This window comes from Rhizobium sp. BK316, assembly GCF_014193695.1.
In the GTDB taxonomy this organism is placed as follows: domain Bacteria; phylum Pseudomonadota; class Alphaproteobacteria; order Rhizobiales; family Rhizobiaceae; genus Rhizobium.
The window spans coordinates 63,630-79,656 of sequence record NZ_JACHZR010000003.1 but is presented as its reverse complement, the minus strand read 5'-3'; the positions used below and the strand labels follow the sequence as shown (position 1 = coordinate 79,656).

At 60.7% G+C, this 16,027-nt stretch carries 17 protein-coding genes; 13 read left to right on the top strand and 4 right to left on the bottom strand.

Annotated elements, in window-relative coordinates:
- Nucleotides 1–273 precede the first annotated feature (273 nt).
- The 4 genes from FHT87_RS14455 to FHT87_RS14440 all read left to right on the top strand — a co-directional run bounded on the left by FHT87_RS14455 (nt 274) and on the right by FHT87_RS14440 (nt 3,314).
- Nucleotides 274–1,863, top strand: coding sequence for an ATP-binding protein (locus tag FHT87_RS14455; protein ID WP_183732497.1), 1,590 nt, complete (start codon nt 274–276; stop codon nt 1,861–1,863).
- A complete protein-coding gene (locus tag FHT87_RS14450; RefSeq protein ID WP_183732499.1) occupies nt 1,850–2,497 on the top strand; it encodes a response regulator transcription factor in 648 nt (215 codons plus the stop codon). Before FHT87_RS14455 ends, FHT87_RS14450 begins: the two co-directional genes overlap by 14 nt.
- A 92-nt stretch (nt 2,498–2,589) precedes the next feature.
- The gene (locus FHT87_RS14445; protein WP_183732501.1) at nt 2,590–2,958 is read left to right on the top strand and encodes a response regulator; all 369 of its coding nucleotides are present in this window, start codon (nt 2,590–2,592) and stop codon (nt 2,956–2,958) included.
- Nucleotides 2,959–3,107: 149 nt separating this feature from the next.
- Nucleotides 3,108–3,314, top strand: a complete 207-nt coding sequence (locus tag FHT87_RS14440; RefSeq protein ID WP_183732504.1) for a hypothetical protein — start codon at nt 3,108–3,110, stop codon at nt 3,312–3,314.
- 140 nt (nt 3,315–3,454) lie between these two features.
- Here the strand turns inward: FHT87_RS14440 and FHT87_RS14435 are convergent, their stop codons facing one another.
- From FHT87_RS14435 to FHT87_RS14425, 3 genes are all read right to left on the bottom strand, one after another.
- Nucleotides 3,455–3,847: a GFA family protein gene (locus FHT87_RS14435; protein ID WP_183732505.1), complete on the bottom strand. Its 393-nt coding sequence runs from the start codon at nt 3,845–3,847 to the stop codon at nt 3,455–3,457.
- 79 nt (nt 3,848–3,926) lie between these two features.
- Complete coding sequence (gene uxuA / locus FHT87_RS14430) at nt 3,927–5,114, bottom strand: mannonate dehydratase (protein WP_183732508.1); 1,188 nt, start codon at nt 5,112–5,114, stop codon at nt 3,927–3,929.
- A gap of 34 nt (nt 5,115–5,148) precedes the next feature.
- The gene (locus tag FHT87_RS14425) at nt 5,149–5,871 is read right to left on the bottom strand and encodes a GntR family transcriptional regulator (protein WP_183732511.1); all 723 of its coding nucleotides are present in this window, start codon (nt 5,869–5,871) and stop codon (nt 5,149–5,151) included.
- A gap of 237 nt (nt 5,872–6,108) precedes the next feature.
- On the opposite strand from FHT87_RS14425, the gene FHT87_RS14420 reads away from it, so the two are divergent.
- The 4 genes from FHT87_RS14420 to FHT87_RS14405 all read left to right on the top strand — a co-directional run bounded on the left by FHT87_RS14420 (nt 6,109) and on the right by FHT87_RS14405 (nt 10,183).
- Complete coding sequence (locus FHT87_RS14420; RefSeq protein WP_183732514.1) at nt 6,109–7,284, top strand: extracellular solute-binding protein; 1,176 nt, start codon at nt 6,109–6,111, stop codon at nt 7,282–7,284.
- A 68-nt stretch (nt 7,285–7,352) separates the two neighbouring features.
- Complete coding sequence (locus FHT87_RS14415; RefSeq protein WP_183732517.1) at nt 7,353–8,459, top strand: ABC transporter ATP-binding protein; 1,107 nt, start codon at nt 7,353–7,355, stop codon at nt 8,457–8,459.
- Nucleotides 8,456–9,337, top strand: a complete 882-nt coding sequence (locus FHT87_RS14410; protein ID WP_183732520.1) for a sugar ABC transporter permease — start codon at nt 8,456–8,458, stop codon at nt 9,335–9,337. Before FHT87_RS14415 ends, FHT87_RS14410 begins: the two co-directional genes overlap by 4 nt.
- A gap of 3 nt (nt 9,338–9,340) precedes the next feature.
- Nucleotides 9,341–10,183, top strand: a complete 843-nt coding sequence (locus FHT87_RS14405) for an ABC transporter permease subunit (RefSeq protein ID WP_183732523.1) — start codon at nt 9,341–9,343, stop codon at nt 10,181–10,183.
- Nucleotides 10,184–10,222: 39 nt separating this feature from the next.
- Here FHT87_RS14405 and ppk2 read toward each other — a convergent pair whose 3' ends face one another.
- Complete coding sequence (gene ppk2 / locus FHT87_RS14400) at nt 10,223–11,131, bottom strand: polyphosphate kinase 2 (RefSeq protein WP_183732526.1); 909 nt, start codon at nt 11,129–11,131, stop codon at nt 10,223–10,225.
- Between the two features lie 333 nt (nt 11,132–11,464).
- Here ppk2 and FHT87_RS14395 point away from each other — a divergent pair, with 333 nt between their 5' ends.
- Genes FHT87_RS14395 through FHT87_RS14375 form a run of 5 tightly spaced genes read left to right on the top strand, consistent with a single transcriptional unit; the run spans nt 11,465 to nt 16,027 of the window.
- Entirely contained in the window at nt 11,465–12,640 is a 1,176-nt protein-coding gene (locus FHT87_RS14395) for an ABC transporter substrate-binding protein (RefSeq protein ID WP_183732529.1), read from the top strand.
- A gap of 54 nt (nt 12,641–12,694) precedes the next feature.
- Entirely contained in the window at nt 12,695–13,555 is an 861-nt protein-coding gene (locus tag FHT87_RS14390) for a branched-chain amino acid ABC transporter permease (protein WP_183732532.1), read from the top strand.
- Nucleotides 13,552–14,586, top strand: a complete 1,035-nt coding sequence (locus FHT87_RS14385) for a branched-chain amino acid ABC transporter permease (protein ID WP_183732535.1) — start codon at nt 13,552–13,554, stop codon at nt 14,584–14,586. The genes FHT87_RS14390 and FHT87_RS14385 overlap by 4 nt, the downstream gene beginning before the upstream one ends.
- On the top strand, nt 14,583–15,329 hold the full coding sequence (locus FHT87_RS14380; RefSeq protein WP_183732538.1) for an ABC transporter ATP-binding protein: 747 nt from the start codon (nt 14,583–14,585) through the stop codon (nt 15,327–15,329). The genes FHT87_RS14385 and FHT87_RS14380 overlap by 4 nt, the downstream gene beginning before the upstream one ends.
- On the top strand, nt 15,329–16,027 hold the full coding sequence (locus tag FHT87_RS14375) for an ABC transporter ATP-binding protein (RefSeq protein WP_183732541.1): 699 nt from the start codon (nt 15,329–15,331) through the stop codon (nt 16,025–16,027). The genes FHT87_RS14380 and FHT87_RS14375 overlap by 1 nt, the downstream gene beginning before the upstream one ends.

The window sequence follows — 16,027 nt, the reverse complement described above, 5'->3', positions numbered from 1 at the left end:
AGCTCGGAACCGACCTGACCATTCACGGTTTCAAGCTGGTGGCACCGCCCCTTGCCACCTCTAGGGCAGGCGCTCCCCTCCGCCAAAGCCCCGCGGATCCTCCCATCCGCCATAGACCGTCCCGCCGCCCGGGACGGTCTTTCCTTTTGGTTTACCGGCACTTCTCACCCGTTACTTCCAACACTTTTGTATAGCTTTGCGCGGCCAAACACCGCATTAAGCTACACTAGAATTAACCGGTGTGAATAAAGACCGGAGCCACAGCGAGGGGACATGGGATCATCTGTATTGTCGAAGCTGATCAACCGGCGAGGAACACCGTCGCATGAAATCACGCTCGGGCTGATCGCACTGGTTCTTGGCGCCGCCGTATTCTACGTCGATACCTTCACCGAGATCCAAAGCGCCATCGCGGTCCTCTATGTGATCGTGCTGCTGCTGGCCGCCGAAATGCTGACGAGGATCGGAACAACGCTGCTTGCGGTCATCTGCGCCGCTCTAACACTTTTTGCCTATCTCTATTCGCACGGCCTGGTGGAAGATGTTCCGGCGCAGTTGCGCTTTGCGGTTTCTCTAGCCGCGATCACCATCACCTGTGCCCTCATTCTCCGAAACGAAACCGCGCGCGCCGGGCTTATCGAGGCCAACCTGCATCTTCGCGACAGCGAGACCCGCTTCCGCTATATTTTCGAGCACAGCCGCATCGCGCTCTGGGAGCGCGATTATTCCGCAGTGCGAGCCTTCCTGATGTCCTTGAAGGCGGAAGGTGTGAGCGACCTCAAGGATTACTATCGAACGAATCCCGGCATCATCGCCACCTGCACGGGCCTCATCCGCACCATCGCCTCCAACGACGCGGCACTGGAGCTGCTCGGCCATGTCGCCGGCGGCCTGCCATCGCGCACGATGCGCCGTTACATCGCCCCTGACGACGATACCTTTCTGGATCTGATGAATGCCATCTTTCGCGGAGAGCGGCATTTCGAGGGCAAAGGCAATCTGGTCGCTGAAAATGGCGAGACCCGGCTCGTCATCATGAGCATGAGTTTTCCCGAGGATCCCGCCGCCTTCAACCGCGTGGTAGTCGGCATGGTGGATATCACTCAGCGGGAAATGATGCAGAAGGCCCTGCGTGAAGCACAGGACGAGCTTACCCGCGCTTCACGCGCAGCAACCGTCGGCACGCTTTCCGCCTCCCTCGCCCATGAACTCAACCAGCCGCTTGGCGCCATTGTCGTCAATGCACAGACGCTGCTTCGCTGGTTGAACCGCGAACCGCCAGATCTTGCCGCCGTACGCCGCTCAGCCGAGCGCATTATCCGCGACAGCCAGCGCGCAAGCGAGATCATCCACAACACCCGCTCCATGCTGTCCCATACCGACCGCACGCCTGAATATGTCGATCTCGAAACGCTGATCGAGGAAACACGCGCCTTGATGGAGCACGATTTCCAGCGAGACATGGTGAGCTTCGAGGTCGACCCGGCCGAAAAGCCGCCCGCGGTGAAAGCGATCCGCATCGAGCTGCAGCAGGTGCTTATCAATCTCGTCACCAATGCCATACAGGCCATGCAGGAAACAGCAATCGACCAGCGCAAGATTCTGATCTCGCTCGCCAGGAAGGATGATATATTCGTGACGCTCTCCGTCAGGGATTTCGGCCCCGGCATCAGCGAGGAGGCCATGGCGAAGCTCTTCACCCCCTTCTTCACGACCAAGCCCGCCGGGATGGGCATGGGGCTCTCCATCTGCCGCAGCACGCTGGAAGCCAGAGGCGGCCAGCTCACCGCCAGCAACCACCCTGAGGGCGGCGCCATCTTCGAAATGATCATACCGATTGAGGACGACCATGACCGACACTAGTGCCGCATCGAAGGCAGCCGCTCAGTCCGCATTGCCGATCGTCTATGTCGTCGATGATGACGAATCTATCCGCGAGTCGCTGGTCGATCTCTTCCGGTCGATCCAGATGGAAGCCGCCTCCTTCGCCACGACGACCGCTTTTCTCGACAAGGCCGATCTGCACCGGCCCGGTTGTATCCTTCTCGATGTGCGCCTGCCCGGTCTCAGCGGCCTGGATTTCCAGCTTCATCTTGAACGGATCGGCAGCAGGATGCCGATCGTCTTCATGACCGGCTTCGGCGATATTCCGATGAGTGTGCGCGCCATGAAGGCCGGCGCCGTCGACTTCCTGACCAAGCCCTTCCGCGATCAGGATATTCTCGACGCCGTTGGCGTCGCGATCGAAAAGGACATGGCTCGCCGGCGAGAGATGGCCGCGAGCGACGCCGTTGCCTCGCTGGTCGATACGCTGACCCCTCGCGAGCGGGAAGTGATGGCTGCCGTCGTCAAGGGCTTGATGAACAAGCAGATCGCTTACGATCTCGGCATCAGCGAGATCACCGTAAAGCTGCATCGCGGCAATGTGATGCGCAAGATGCAGGTCCGCTCCGTGGCCGATCTGGTGCGCAAGTCCGAGATGCTGGAAGGCAGATAGCGGAACCTAGACCCTTGTATGGTACCGCGAGACAATCCCGAGCCTCATAATGAAACCCAGGTAATACAAGAATAAGCAAGGCTACCAATCTCGTGTCACATACATCCACAATCGCGGTCGTCGACGACGACCAGGCCATTCGGGAGGCGCTCGACGATCTGATCCACTCCTGCGGCTACCAGAGCAAGCTTTTCGCCTCCGCGGAAGAGTTCCTAGCATTTGACAACAGGGCGGCAATCGATTGCATGCTGGTCGATGTCAAGATGCCGGGCCTCAGCGGCATCGAACTGCAGGAAATCCTCAACGGCGAACCTGAAAAGCCGCCGATGATCTTCATGACATCCTATCGCGACGAACGAACCCGCACGGCCGCGATGGAAGGCGGTGCGCTGGCCTTTCTGGGCAAGCCGGTCGAGTTCGATTCCCTCATCAACTATCTGGAAATGGCTTTGAAGCCGTAAGGCTCCACTGCGTCCCATTCCGGAGTATTATTTCCATCTCTAGATTAATTCGAATTATACACCTATGTATAATTCAAGACGGAAGTGCAAAATAGTAATATACATCTTGTTAAATCCAATTCACTGGATAGAAAAACGAGGTGAACGCCATGATAAAGCTCAAGCGCCCGATATTTATCAGCGTCGGGAAGAACATCCTGATGGATGTGATCTTCTCCAACATCGTGACCGGTGCGAATTACAAGTTCCATTGTGCGCTTCTGCGTCTGGAACCGGAAAATGCGATCTATGAATACCAGCCGGTCCGCATTGCCGCGCATCGCCGCCCGGAAGACATCAGCCGGACGCATTTCTGATCCTCCCCTCCTCTGGCGCTGACGGCTTTCCGCAAGCCGACAAGCTCGGCTTGCGCACCAACATCATCGCCGGTAACTGGCCGCAGGGACTGATCGACCGCTATGATGCATCCGATCTTTTCCGACGAAGCCGGCAGACGTCATGCGGGTGAAACAGGCGTCACCTCGATTAGGACCCATTTGTCACGATTTTCGTCGTATACCGTCTGAGACGGCTCCAATCCCTGTTTGTCGTCGAAGCAACCGAATGCGACCGCTGTGAGCCCAGGCCGGAATTCGGGTTTCCAAAAAACCGTGGTACCGCAAGCTGGACAAAAGTAAAATTCCAGCGATCTGCCACTGTCTCCGATCCGGCGATAGACGGCGGCCTTGCCAGTTTCTTCGGTTGCCTCAGCTGCAAAAAAGACCGCCACTCCGAAGCTCGATCCGGTCCGGCGCTGACATGCGTTGCAATGACAGACCGATACCTTTCGAGGACGGCCATGTGCTATAAGTGCAAGGGCGCCGCATGAACATGAGGCTTTTCTCTTCATCGAAGGGGGTCTCCTCTTTTTCGCAAGGTCCAGCAAAACTGTACAGCCGTTTTGCTGGCATTGCATAAAAGCAGAGAAATCAGGTCGGCGGCGCGTCAAGCGCATGCAGAATGCCGCGCAGCTCGGCGAGGCCACGAAGACGGCCGATTGCCGGATAGCCGGGCGTGACATTCTTCTGCAGGTCGTCGAGCATGCGGTGGCCATGATCCGAGCGGAATACGATCGACTGATCGGCGCTGCGGCGGCGATCCTCGGCAACCAGTTCCTTCAGCACGGCAACCATGTCCACATCGCCTTCGAGATGCGCGCTTTCATGGAAGGTGCGGCCATCGCCCTCACGGGTCGTGGCGCGCAGATGGGCGAAATAGATACGCGAGGCAAAGCGACGGGCAATCGCCGGCAGGTCGTTGTCGGCGCGCACGCCGAGACTGCCGGTGCAGTAGCACATGCCGTTGGCCGCAGCCGGCACGGCATTGAAAAGCGCTGCATAATCCTCAGCCGTCGAAGCGATGCGCGGCAGGCCAAACAGCGAGCGTGGCGGATCGTCAGGGTGCAGCGTCAGCTTTACACCGCGCGCTTCCGCAGCCGGCACGACAGCTTCCAGGAACTCGATGAGATGCTGGCGAAGCTTCTTCGCATCGATGCCCTGGTAGGCGACGAGCTTCTCACGGAACGCAGGAATGGTCAGCGGCTCGGTCGTCGAGCCGGGCAGAGCAGAGGTGATGATGCGGGTAATCTCGGCGATTTCCGCTTCGGTCATGCTTTCATAGACGATCTTGGCCCGCGCCTTGTCTTCGTCGGAATATTCCTCGGCTGCACCCGGACGCTGGAGAACGAACAGCTCGAAGGCGGCAAAGCGCTCATGGTCGAAGCGCATGGCAGTTGCGCCGGTCGGCGTGACATAGTCGAGGTCGGTGCGCGTCCAGTCGACCACGGGCATGAAGTTGTAGCAGACGATCGGGATGCCGCAGGCAGCAACGGCCTCGAGGCTGGCGATCCAGGCTTCGATTTCAGCCTTGGCCTGCGCGCCCTTGCGCTTGACGGCATCGGGGATCGGGATGCTTTCGACGACGCTCCAGGTCAGTTGCGAGCGGCCGGCAGGTGTCGTTTCGATCAGTGACTGGCGCTCGCGCACCTCCGCCTCGGTCCATACGCGGCCGATCGGCACCTGATGCAACGACGAAACGATATTTGTCGCACCGGTCTGGCGCACCTCGTCCAGCGTGACCGGCGCCTCCGGCCCGAACCATCTCCAACCTTGCCGCATTTCGTCTCTCTCCCTTGGTCTGTCGTTCGTTTTCTCAGCAGAAATAGTCGGGGAACTGCGATCGCAGTTCCGCCACGTCGGGTATAACGGCGCTCAAGTGATGAATCATGGCTTCGCGCGCCGCTGCGATATCATGCGCCGCGATGGCATCGCGGATCATTATGTGTTCGCGCACGACATTGTCCATGCGTCCGAGCACCGGCAGCGTCAGGCGTCGCGCCCGGTCGATCTGCACCTTCACCGTCTTCAGAATGATCCAGATGCCGGGATAGCCGGCAATCTGTGTGATCGCCTCGTGGAATGCCTCGTCCTCCTCATGAAAGCTTGAGGCATTGCCGAGTGCGGCATGCGTTTTCTGCCGGGCGATGATCGCATCCAGCCGCGCAATATCGGCCTCCGTCGCAATGCTTGCCGCCATCTCGACCGTCGTTCCCTCAAGCGCCTTGCGCACGACGACGGCCTCCGGAATCGCAGAGACCGGCACCCGCGAAACCACCGTGCCCGATTGCGGATAGATATCGACGAGGCCGCCTTCGGAGAGCCTCAGCAGCGCTTCACGCACAGGCGTACGGCTGACGCCAAAATCCTCGGCGATGCGCTTTTCCTGCAGCACCGTGCCAGGCGGAATCCTCAGCGACACGATATCGGCATGCAGCCGCTCATGGATTGCCGCCGCCGTCGTCACGCGCCGGATTTTTCCACCGGCATCGCGCGGTGCCGGGAAGGCGAGGATTTCAGGGTCGGAAGCCTGCCGCATGCATGGTCTCGGGACGTTGACACTTTCGTGCATACTAGTATATCAATTGAATTCTGTTGCCAAGACATGCCGCGGAGGAGAACGCTGGCATGGCATTGCATCCGGAGGAAAAGCTTCGAGCTGCGAGCATTTGATGCCGCCGGAAAACCGGCGCATCGAGGCATGGGACGTGCATTGCGATGCAAACGGGCGGCGCTCGGGGCAAATGCCGGCACCGCCGCAAAGGAGGAGGATAGAATGAAGATCACACGCAGAACATTCGTCGGCGGAGCTGCCGGCGTCGCCGCGGCCGGGATGTTGCCGTTTCGGGCTTTCGCTCAGGCGAAGGCGCCTGCAAGCCCGGTGACCATCACCATCGTCGATGTCGCCGGCAACCTGGCGCTGACGCAGGGCATGTTCGAAAACTACGCCAAAGCGAAGCCGGAATTCGTCTCCAGCTTCTCCTTCACCAAGGCCCCGGCCCCGGAGCTGCCGGCCAAGATCCAGGCCCAGCAGGCCGCCGGCAAGGTCGATATCGACCTCGTACTGACCGGCACAGACGCGCTTTCGGCTGGTGTCGACCAAGGCCTCTGGGTCGACCTGTCCAGCCACAAGTCGGCACTTCCCAACCTTGAAAGCATCCTGCTGCCGCAGGCATTCAAGATGCAGGCGCTCGCCAAGGATCAGGGCGTCGTCATCACCTATTACCCGTCCGGCCCGTTGATCGAATACATGCCTGACAAGGTGGCGACCCCGCCGAAGACGGCACAGGAGCTGCTCGACTGGACGAAGCAGAACAAGAACAAGTTCCTCTATGCCCGCCCTGCAAATTCCGGCCCCGGCCGCACACTGCTGATGGGCCTGCCCTATCTGCTCGGCGACAGCAACCCGCGCGACCCGGTCAATGGCTGGGCCAAGACCTGGGAATATCTGGCTGCGCTCGGCGAGAACATCGAATACTACCCGACCGGCACCGCAGTCGTCTTCAAGGAACTCGGCGAAGGCACGCGCGACATCGTCGCTACGACGACCGGATGGGATATCAACCCCCGCGCACTCGGCATAGTCCCCGAGGAAGCCAAGGTCGGCAAGCTTGAAGGTTTCCACTGGGTCACCGACGCCCACTATGCGGCGATTCCGAAGGGCGTTTCCGACGAGAAGATCGGCGTTCTGCTCGACGTCCTCAACCACATCTACCAGCCTCAACAGCAGGCGATCGCCTATGACGCCGGCTACTTCTATCCCGGCCCGGCGGTCAAGGACGTCACCCTCGAAATGGCCCCGGCAGAAAGCCAGGAAATCATCAAGGAATTCGGCCGGCCGGAATATGCCGACTGGATCGCCGGCAGCCCACTGGAAGTGCCGCTTGAGCCCAAGCAGCTCGTGCAGGCCTTCCGCATCTGGGACGAAAAGATCGGCGCCAAGAAGGGCTGATCGCTGATGATCGAATGAGCCGGCGCCGGTTTCCGGCGCCGGATTTCTAGCGGCATGACCGCCGACAAATGGAGATTGCATTGACTTTGCCGGTTCAAAACGCAGCAGCGCTGTCATCGCGGAAGAATGCGCGCCTTGAGCTTGATGGCATCAAGCGATCCTTCGGCGCATACAACGCCCTCGACGGCATCGATCTCACGATTGAACCCGGCGAATTCATCGCACTTCTCGGCCCCTCTGGATGCGGCAAATCCACGGCACTGAACTGCATTGCCGGCCTGCTTGGCCTTTCCGGCGGGGAAATCCGCCTCGGCGGCAATCGCATCGACCAGCTGGAGCCGGAAAAGCGCGGCTTTGGCATGGTCTTCCAGAGCTACGCCCTCTTCCCGCATATGAGCGTACGCAAGAATGTGGGCTTCGGCCTCGCGATGCAGGGCATTCGTGGCGAGGAAGCCGACAAGCGCGTCATCGATGCACTCGCCCTCGTGCGCCTCGAAAGCCAGGCGGACAAGCTGCCCGGCCAGCTCTCCGGCGGCCAGCAGCAGCGCGTCGCCATTGCCCGCGCTATCGTCATCCGCCCGCCGATCGTGCTGATGGACGAACCACTCTCTAACCTCGACGCCAAGCTGCGCCTGGAAATGCGCGCCGAAATCCGCGGCATCCACGACCAGATCGGCTCGACCACCATCTATGTCACCCACGACCAGGACGAGGCGCTGTCGCTTGCCGACCGTATCGTCGTCATGAGCCAGGGCCATATCCAGCAGATCGGCACGCCGCAGGATCTCTACCAGCGCCCGGTCAATATCAATGTCGCCGATTTCATGGGCTTCCGCACCCGCATCCCCGGCCGCGTCGTCTCCGTCTCCGGCAATGAGGCAGAAATCGAAGCCGCCGGCGCGCGGCTGACCGGCACCATGCGCGATACGCTCAAGGTCGGCGATGCCGCCGTTCTCTCCGTACGTCCGGAAGACCTCGTCGCGACCACCGACGGCACGGGCATCCCCGTCACCGTTGCCAGCACCGAATATCGCGGCCGCGCCTTCTTCGGCATGGCCCGCTCGAAGGATGGATCGGAACTCTATTTCCGCGCCGATGATGCTTTGCCGCGCGGTGCTGCTGCCTCGCTTCAGCCAGTTGCAGGCCGCTCGCTCGTCTTCAAGGGGGCAGCATGAGCGGCCCGTCGCTGAAAACAAGGCTTGCCGCACAAGGCCTCGACGGCACGACGCTTCTTGTGCTGCCAGGCCTCATATTCATGATCGCCCTCTTCATCTATCCTTTCGTCTATGGCGTCGCGGATTCGCTGATGCCGAAGGATGGCGGGATCTGGTACGAGAACTACGCGAAGTTCTTCTCCGACCAGTTCCAGTACGGCACGATCGCCAATACCATGTGGCTCGCCTTGCCTGTCACCATCGTCAACCTGGCCTTCGCAGTACCGATTGCCTTTCGCGTCCGACTGATGCGCCGCCAGCGTCTTCTGACGACGATCCTGGTGCTGCCGATCACGCTCGGCACCGTCTTCGTCGCAGATGGCCTGCTGACCTTTCTCGGCCCGCGAGGCTGGTTCAACGAGACGTTGATCCTGTTCGGCATCCTGGATTCGCCGGTCAAGCTCACCAACAACTACTGGGGCGTCTTTGCCTCGCTGCTGATTACCGGTTTTCCCTTCGCGTTCCTGCTGACGCTGTCCTACATCACCGGCATCGATCCAGCGATCGAGCAGGCTGCCGCCACGCTCGGTGCCAATGCACGGCAGCGCTTCATGCGCGTTTTCCTGCCGCTTCTGGTGCCCGGCCTTGCCGTGACCTTCTGCCTCTCTTTCGTGCAGGCCTTCGCCGTTTTCCCGTCAGCCGTCCTGCTTGGCGCTCCGGCAGGGCCGACGCGGGTCATCTCGATTGCCGCCTATCAGGCCGCTTTCGAGCAGTATGACCATTCCTACGGCACGGCGATCGCCCTGATCATGGGCGGCGTCGAGCTCATCGTTGTCGTCGCCATTCTCGGCGCACGTTCGTTCTTCTACCGCGGCCCTGCCGGCGGCACGAAAGGCTGAGCCATGATCCGTGACCAGGGCCTTACCTCGAAGATCTGGCGCATCGCCGTCTGGGCGCTCGCCACCCTCTTCGTCCTCAATCTGCTTGCAGTCATCGCAGCCGTGATCGTCAATTCCTTCGCCACACGCTGGCTCGGCACATGGCTGCCACGCGGCTGGACGGATCGCTGGTACTTCAGCGCCTGGAATGAGTTCCAGCTTTCCAGCGTCGTCATCGTCACCTTCGAGATGGCCTTCGTCGTCGTCCTCATCTCCGGCATTCTCGGCGTGATGACCGCCTATGCGCTGGCGCGGCGCGACTTTCCGGGCAAGCGCGCCATCATCCTGCTCTTCCTGCTGCCGCTGCTGATCCCACCGCTGACCTATGGTATTCCGCTGGCCACAGTGCTTTACCAGCTGGGTCTCGGCGGCACGTTCTGGGGCGTAGTACTGATCAATCTCGTGCCGTCTTTCCCCTTCGTCGTGCTCGTCATGATCCCTTTCATCGAGCAGATCGATCCGCGCATCGAGGCAGCCGCCCGTGTCTTCGGCGCCGGCACCACCAGCCTCTTCATCCGTATTCTGCTGCCGCTCCTGCTGCCCGGCATGCTGGCAGCACTTCTACTCGTTCTGGTACGCACGCTGGCGATGTTCGAGCTGACCTTCCTCATCGCCGGACCGCAAACGCAGACGCTCGTCGTCTCGCTCTATTACGCGGTCTTCGCATCCGGCGTACGCGCCAGCCAGTCGATCGATGCGATGGCGGTGATCTATATGGTAACGACGCTCTTCTGGCTCATCATCGCGCTGCAATTCGTCAATCCGACGCAGATCGTCGCCCGAGCCAAGCAGCAGTCGGCGCATTGAGAAGCCGCTGCCGGCAGAACCGGCAGCGGCTCGTACAAATCAGTAGGCTTCAGGGACGTAGAGTTCCGGCGGAACCGGGATACGCTGGTAGTCTTCGTGACGCACGCGCTCGGGAAGCACGATCTCTTCCTTCGGGACCTCTTCATAGGGAATCTGGCTCAGCATATGCGCGATGCAGTTCAGGCGCGCCCGCTTCTTGTCCACCGCCTGGACGATCCACCACGGCGCTTCGTCGATATGCGTGCGGTCCAGCATCTCTTCCTTGGCCTTGGTATATTCTTCCCAATGGACGCGGCTCTGCAGGTCCATCGGCGAAAGCTTCCACTGCTTCAGCGGATCGTGGATGCGCATGTTGAAGCGGAATTCCTGCTCCTCGTCGGTAATCGAGAACCAGTACTTGATGAGGATGATGCCGGAACGCACCAGCATGCGCTCGAATTCCGGCACCGAACGGAAGAACTCTTCCAACTCATCCTTCGTGCAGAAGCCCATCACACGCTCGACACCGGCGCGGTTGTACCAGCTGCGATCGAAGAGCACCATTTCGCCCGCTGTCGGCAAATGCGGAACATAGCGCTGGAAATACCACTGGTTCCGTTCGCGCTCGGTCGGCGCCGGAAGGGCGACCACGCGGCAGACACGCGGGTTGAGGCGCTGGGTCACGCGCTTGATCGCGCCGCCCTTGCCGGCGGAGTCGCGGCCTTCGAAAAGCACGACGACCTTGAGCTTCTTGTACTGGACCCAGTCCTGAAGACGAACGAGCTCATGCTGCAGGCGGAAGAGCTCGCGGAAGTAAAGCTTGCGGTCGAGCGTCTGCTCGGCCGGGCCGGACATGCCTTCAGCAACCAGCTCGTCGAGCCGGTCCTCCTCCATCTGCATTTCCAGCTCCTCGTCGAAGCTATCGGCGATTTCGTTCTTGATACGGTCGAGCTGAGTGTTTTCGATCATGGCACGCTCCCTATTCAATCCGCTCGATAAAGCACGTTCTCGCCATAGCTATATGACAGAGTTACGACGATCGAAAATTTGCTTTGGCAAAACGCAAAATCAGGAGGGGCGAAACACCGTCGGCCGAAGCTTTCATGGCCGTTTTGCCAAGCCCAATTGGCGGGGCTGACTGATGGCGGCAGCTTGTGCCATGTCAAGTTTTATGTATACATTGATGTTGCTGAGCAATTTCGCGACATCAGCTTTTTCCTCTGGAGGAGAGAGGGAAAACGTTCGGGTCGCGGGCATATCTCCCGGAGAGAGGTATGGTGCGCAACAATGGGAGGAGTATACATGATTTCGTTTTCGAGAAGACTATTGATAGCCGGCGCGGCGCTCGCCACACTTGCCGGCGCGCCTGCATTTGCACAGGAAACGGTCAAGATCGGCGTGATCCTGCCGATGACGGGTCCTTTCGCCTCAACCGGACGCCAGGTCGAGGCCGGCGCTCGCGCATACATGGCAATCAATGGCGACACGGTTGCAGGCAAGAAGATCGAACTTGTCCTGCGTGACGATACCGGTACCGCCGATCAGACCCGCCGCATCGCCCAGGAACTCGTCGTCAATGACGGCGTCAAGATGCTCGTCGGCTTCGGCCTGACGCCGCTTGCCATGGGTGTCGCCCCGGTTCTGAATCAAGCCAAGGTCCCGGCCATCATCACTTCGGCCACGACCTCAGCCATCATGAAACAGTCGCCCTATTTCGTGCGCACCTCGATGGCCGGCCCGCAATCCGCCGTTCCGGTCGCCACTTGGGCTGTCCAGAACAATCTGAAGCGGGTCGTCACGCTGGTGACCGATTACGGTCCAGGCATCGACATCGAAAAGGGCTTTACCGACCAGTTCAAGAAGGAAGGCGGCACGGTCGTCGAAGCGCTCCGTGTTCCCTTGCAGAACCCGGATTTCGCACCCTTCCTTCAGCGCGTGCGCGATGCCAAGCCTGATGCCCTCTTCGTCTTCGTGCCTTCGGGCGTCGGCGCAATCTTCATGAAGCAGTTCGTCGATCGCGGCCTCGCAGATGCTGGCATCAAGCTGATCGCCACCGGCGACGTGACCGATGACGACCTCTTGAACGGCATGGGGCCGGCTGCCAAGGGCGTGATTACCGGACACTTCTATTCGACCGATCACGACAGCCCGGAAAACAAGGCCTTCGTCGCCGAAATTCGCAAGACCAACAAGAACATGCGCCCGAACTTCATGTCGGTCGGCGGTTATGACGCCATGCATGTCGCCTATGCCGCGCTCGAAAAGACAGGCGGCGATACGGACGGAACCAAGCTCGTCGACGCCATGAAGGGCATGGAATTCGTCAGCCCACGCGGCCCTGTTACCATCGATCCGGCAACCCGCGACATCGTACAGGACATCTACATGCGCGAGGTCAAAGAAAAGAATGGCGAGCTCTACAATGTCGAGTTCGCCACTTATCCAAAGATCCACGATCCGAATACGGCTGCCAAGTAAGCCTGTGAAACAGGCGGCGGAAGCAATTCCGCCGCCTGGATGCAGTGAGGTCTCATGCTGACAATCCTGTTCGACGGCATCGCCTACGGCATGCTTCTCTTTGTTCTCGCCTGCGGATTGTCGGTCACGCTGGGCCTGATGAATTTCGTCAATCTGGCGCACGGCGCCTTCGCCATGGCCGGCGGCTATATCACCGTCATCATGATGAACCGCTACGGCATTTCCTTCTACTGGTGCCTGCCGGCCGCCTTCATCCTTACGGCGCTTGTCGGCGTGGTGCTCGAACGTCTGCTCTACCGTCGCCTCTATTCGGCGTCGCATCTCGATCAGGTGCTGTTTTCGATCGGCCTTGTCTTCATGTCGATTGCCGCGATTGACTATTTCATGGGCGGCCAGCAGCAGTTGATCAATCTGCCGCCCGAACTCAGCGGCCGCTTCGGCTTCATGGGTGTCGATATTGGCCGCTACCGGCTCTTCATCATCGTCATCTGCGCGGTGCTGACGATCGCGCTGCAACTGGCGCTCACCCGCACGCGCTTCGGCAGCCAGCTTCGCGCCGCCGTGGATGATGGACGTGTCGCGCGCGGCATGGGCATCAATGTCTCCGTCATCTTCGCGCTGACCTTTGCGCTCGGCTCCGGCCTTGCAGGTCTCGGCGGCGCGCTCGGCACCGAACTGCTCGGCCTCGACCCGAACTTTCCGCTGAAATACCTCATTTATTTCATGATCGTCGTCACCGTCGGTGGTACCTCATCCATCACCGGCCCCTTCATCGCAGCACTTCTGCTCGGTATCGCCGATGTCGCCGGCAAATATTACGTGCCGCAGCTCGGCGCCTTCATCATCTATGCCGTCATGATCCTTGTGCTGATCCTCCGGCCCCATGGCCTCTTTTCCCGGGAGGGCGGCCGATGAGCGGCGAATACAACAACGCCTCTATGGAGGCCATAAAGCTCTTGAAGCGCGCCGGCCGCTGGCAGATCTGGGAATTTGCTCTCTGGCTGGTCGCTATCGCCGCGATCTTCGTCCTGCCGTCACAAATGCTGATCCTGACGGAGATCGCCATCCTGGCACTCTTTGCCATTTCGCTGGATCTGATCCTCGGTTATGCCGGCATAGTCTCGCTCGGCCATACCGCCTTCTTCGGCCTCGGCGCCTATGCGGCCGGTCTCTTCGCTGTGCATGTCTCCGGCGAACCAATCGTCGGCCTGCTGGCAGCTGCTGTCGTCAGCGGCCTCTTCGGCTTCCTGACGAGTTTCCTCGTGTTGCGAGGCTCCGACCTGACGCGCCTGATGACCACCTTCGGCGTCGCCATGCTGCTTGCCGAAGTCGTCAATCAGGCAGCCTGGCTCACCGGCGGCGCCGACGGTCTGAGCGGTGTGATGCTGAATCCGATCCTCGGCTATTTCGAATTCGATCTCTGGGGCCGCACCGGCTATATCTACTGTCTGATCGTGCTTGTCGTTCTGACTTACATCGCCCGCCGCATCGTCAATTCGCCTTTCGGTCTGTCACTGAAGGCGATCAAGCGCAACGAGCGTCGTGCCTCCATGCTCGGCATCTCGCCCACCCGCCGCATCGTTGCGATCTACACGATCTCGGCTGCCTACGCCGGCATCGCAGGAGCCCTGCTGACGCAGACGACGAGCTTCGTCTCGCCCGACGTGCTCGCCTTCCACCGATCGGCCGAGGTACTGCTGGTGCTGGTCATCGGCGGCGTCGGTTATCTCTATGGCGGCGTCTTCGGCGCGGTCCTCTTCTCCATCCTGCGCAACTGGCTCTCGGTCATCACCCCGCAATACTGGATGTTCTGGATCGGCCTCGTGCTCATCATCATCGTTCTGGTCGGCCGCGAGCGTCTCACAAGCTGGCAGACCCTGCTGCCGGGCACGGCACGTAAACGCGAGACGCAGGTGCCGCACACCGTCGCGGAGGAAAACAAATGACGCTTGCGCTGGAAACCCGCCATCTCGTCAAGCGCTTCGGTGGCTTTATTGCCACCAACGACGTCTCGCTGCAGATCCGCCAGGGCGCCCGCCATGCGCTGATCGGCCCGAACGGCGCCGGCAAGACCACGATCATCAACCTGCTGACCGGCGTGCTGACACCGAACAGCGGCGAGATCCTGCTCGCTGGCGAGGACATTACCGGCCTGTCCTCCTATCGACGCGTCGGCAAGGGTCTTTCCCGCACCTTCCAGATCAACCAGCTCTTCGGCGATTTCACGCCTCTCGACTCCGTCATGCTGGCAATCAGCGAACGCAAAGGCCATGGCCGTTTCGCCTGGCGGCCGCTCTCGGCAGACCGCGAAGTGGCTGATGAAGCCGCCAGCTTGCTGGAGCGTTTCCGCCTGATCGATGCCATGGGCACGCCGACAACGCTCCTGCCCTATGGCAAGCAGCGCCTGCTGGAAATCGCGCTGGCGATTGCCATGCAGCCGAAGGTCCTGCTGCTCGACGAGCCCGCCGCCGGCGTTCCCGAAGAGGAACGCCATGAGGTTCTCGGCATCGTCCGCGACCTGCCGGCCAACGTCACGGTCGTGCTGATCGAACACGACATGGACCTCGTCTTTTCCTTCGCAGACCGCATCTCGGTGCTCGCCGCCGGCGCGCTCTTCGCCGAGGGGACTGTCGCCGAAATCTCCAGAGATCCGCAGGTCAAAGCCATCTATCTCGGGGAGGACGCCTGATGGCCGAACTGCTGCGGATCGAACGCCTCGTCGCCGGTTATGGCGAGGCCCATATCCTCGCCAAGGTCGATTTTACGCTGGAGGAAGGCCGCTCGCTGGCATTGCTCGGCCGCAACGGCGCCGGCAAGACCACGCTGCTCAATACGATCATTGGTGTCACCACCCACCATGCCGGCTCCATCCACTTGCAGCAGCGCGATATCACCCGGCTGCGGGCAGAGAAGCGCGCCCCGCTTGGCATCGGTTGGGTGCCGCAGGAGCGCAACATCTTTCGTTCGCTGACGGTAGAGGAGAACCTGACGGCCAGTGCCCGCTCCGGCGCCTGGAATATCGGCCGCATCTATCAGATGTTTCCGCGCCTTAGGGAACGCCGCCGCAATCTTGGTAACCAACTCTCCGGCGGCGAACAGCAGATGCTCGCCATTGCCCGCGCGCTGATGCTCAATCCGAAGGTTCTGCTGCTCGACGAGCCGCTGGAAGGCCTCGCCCCGATCATCGTCGACGAGCTTCTGGCAGCCCTGCGCCGCATCGTCACCGGCGAAGGCATGTCGGCGATCATCGTCGAGCAGAAGGCCCGCAAGGTACTGCCGCTGACGGACGAGGTCATCGTTCTCGAACGAGGCGCGGTCACCTACCGCAACACCTCCGAAGCGCTTCTCGCCTCACCCGAAACCCTGGACGCTCACCTGGGCGTTTGA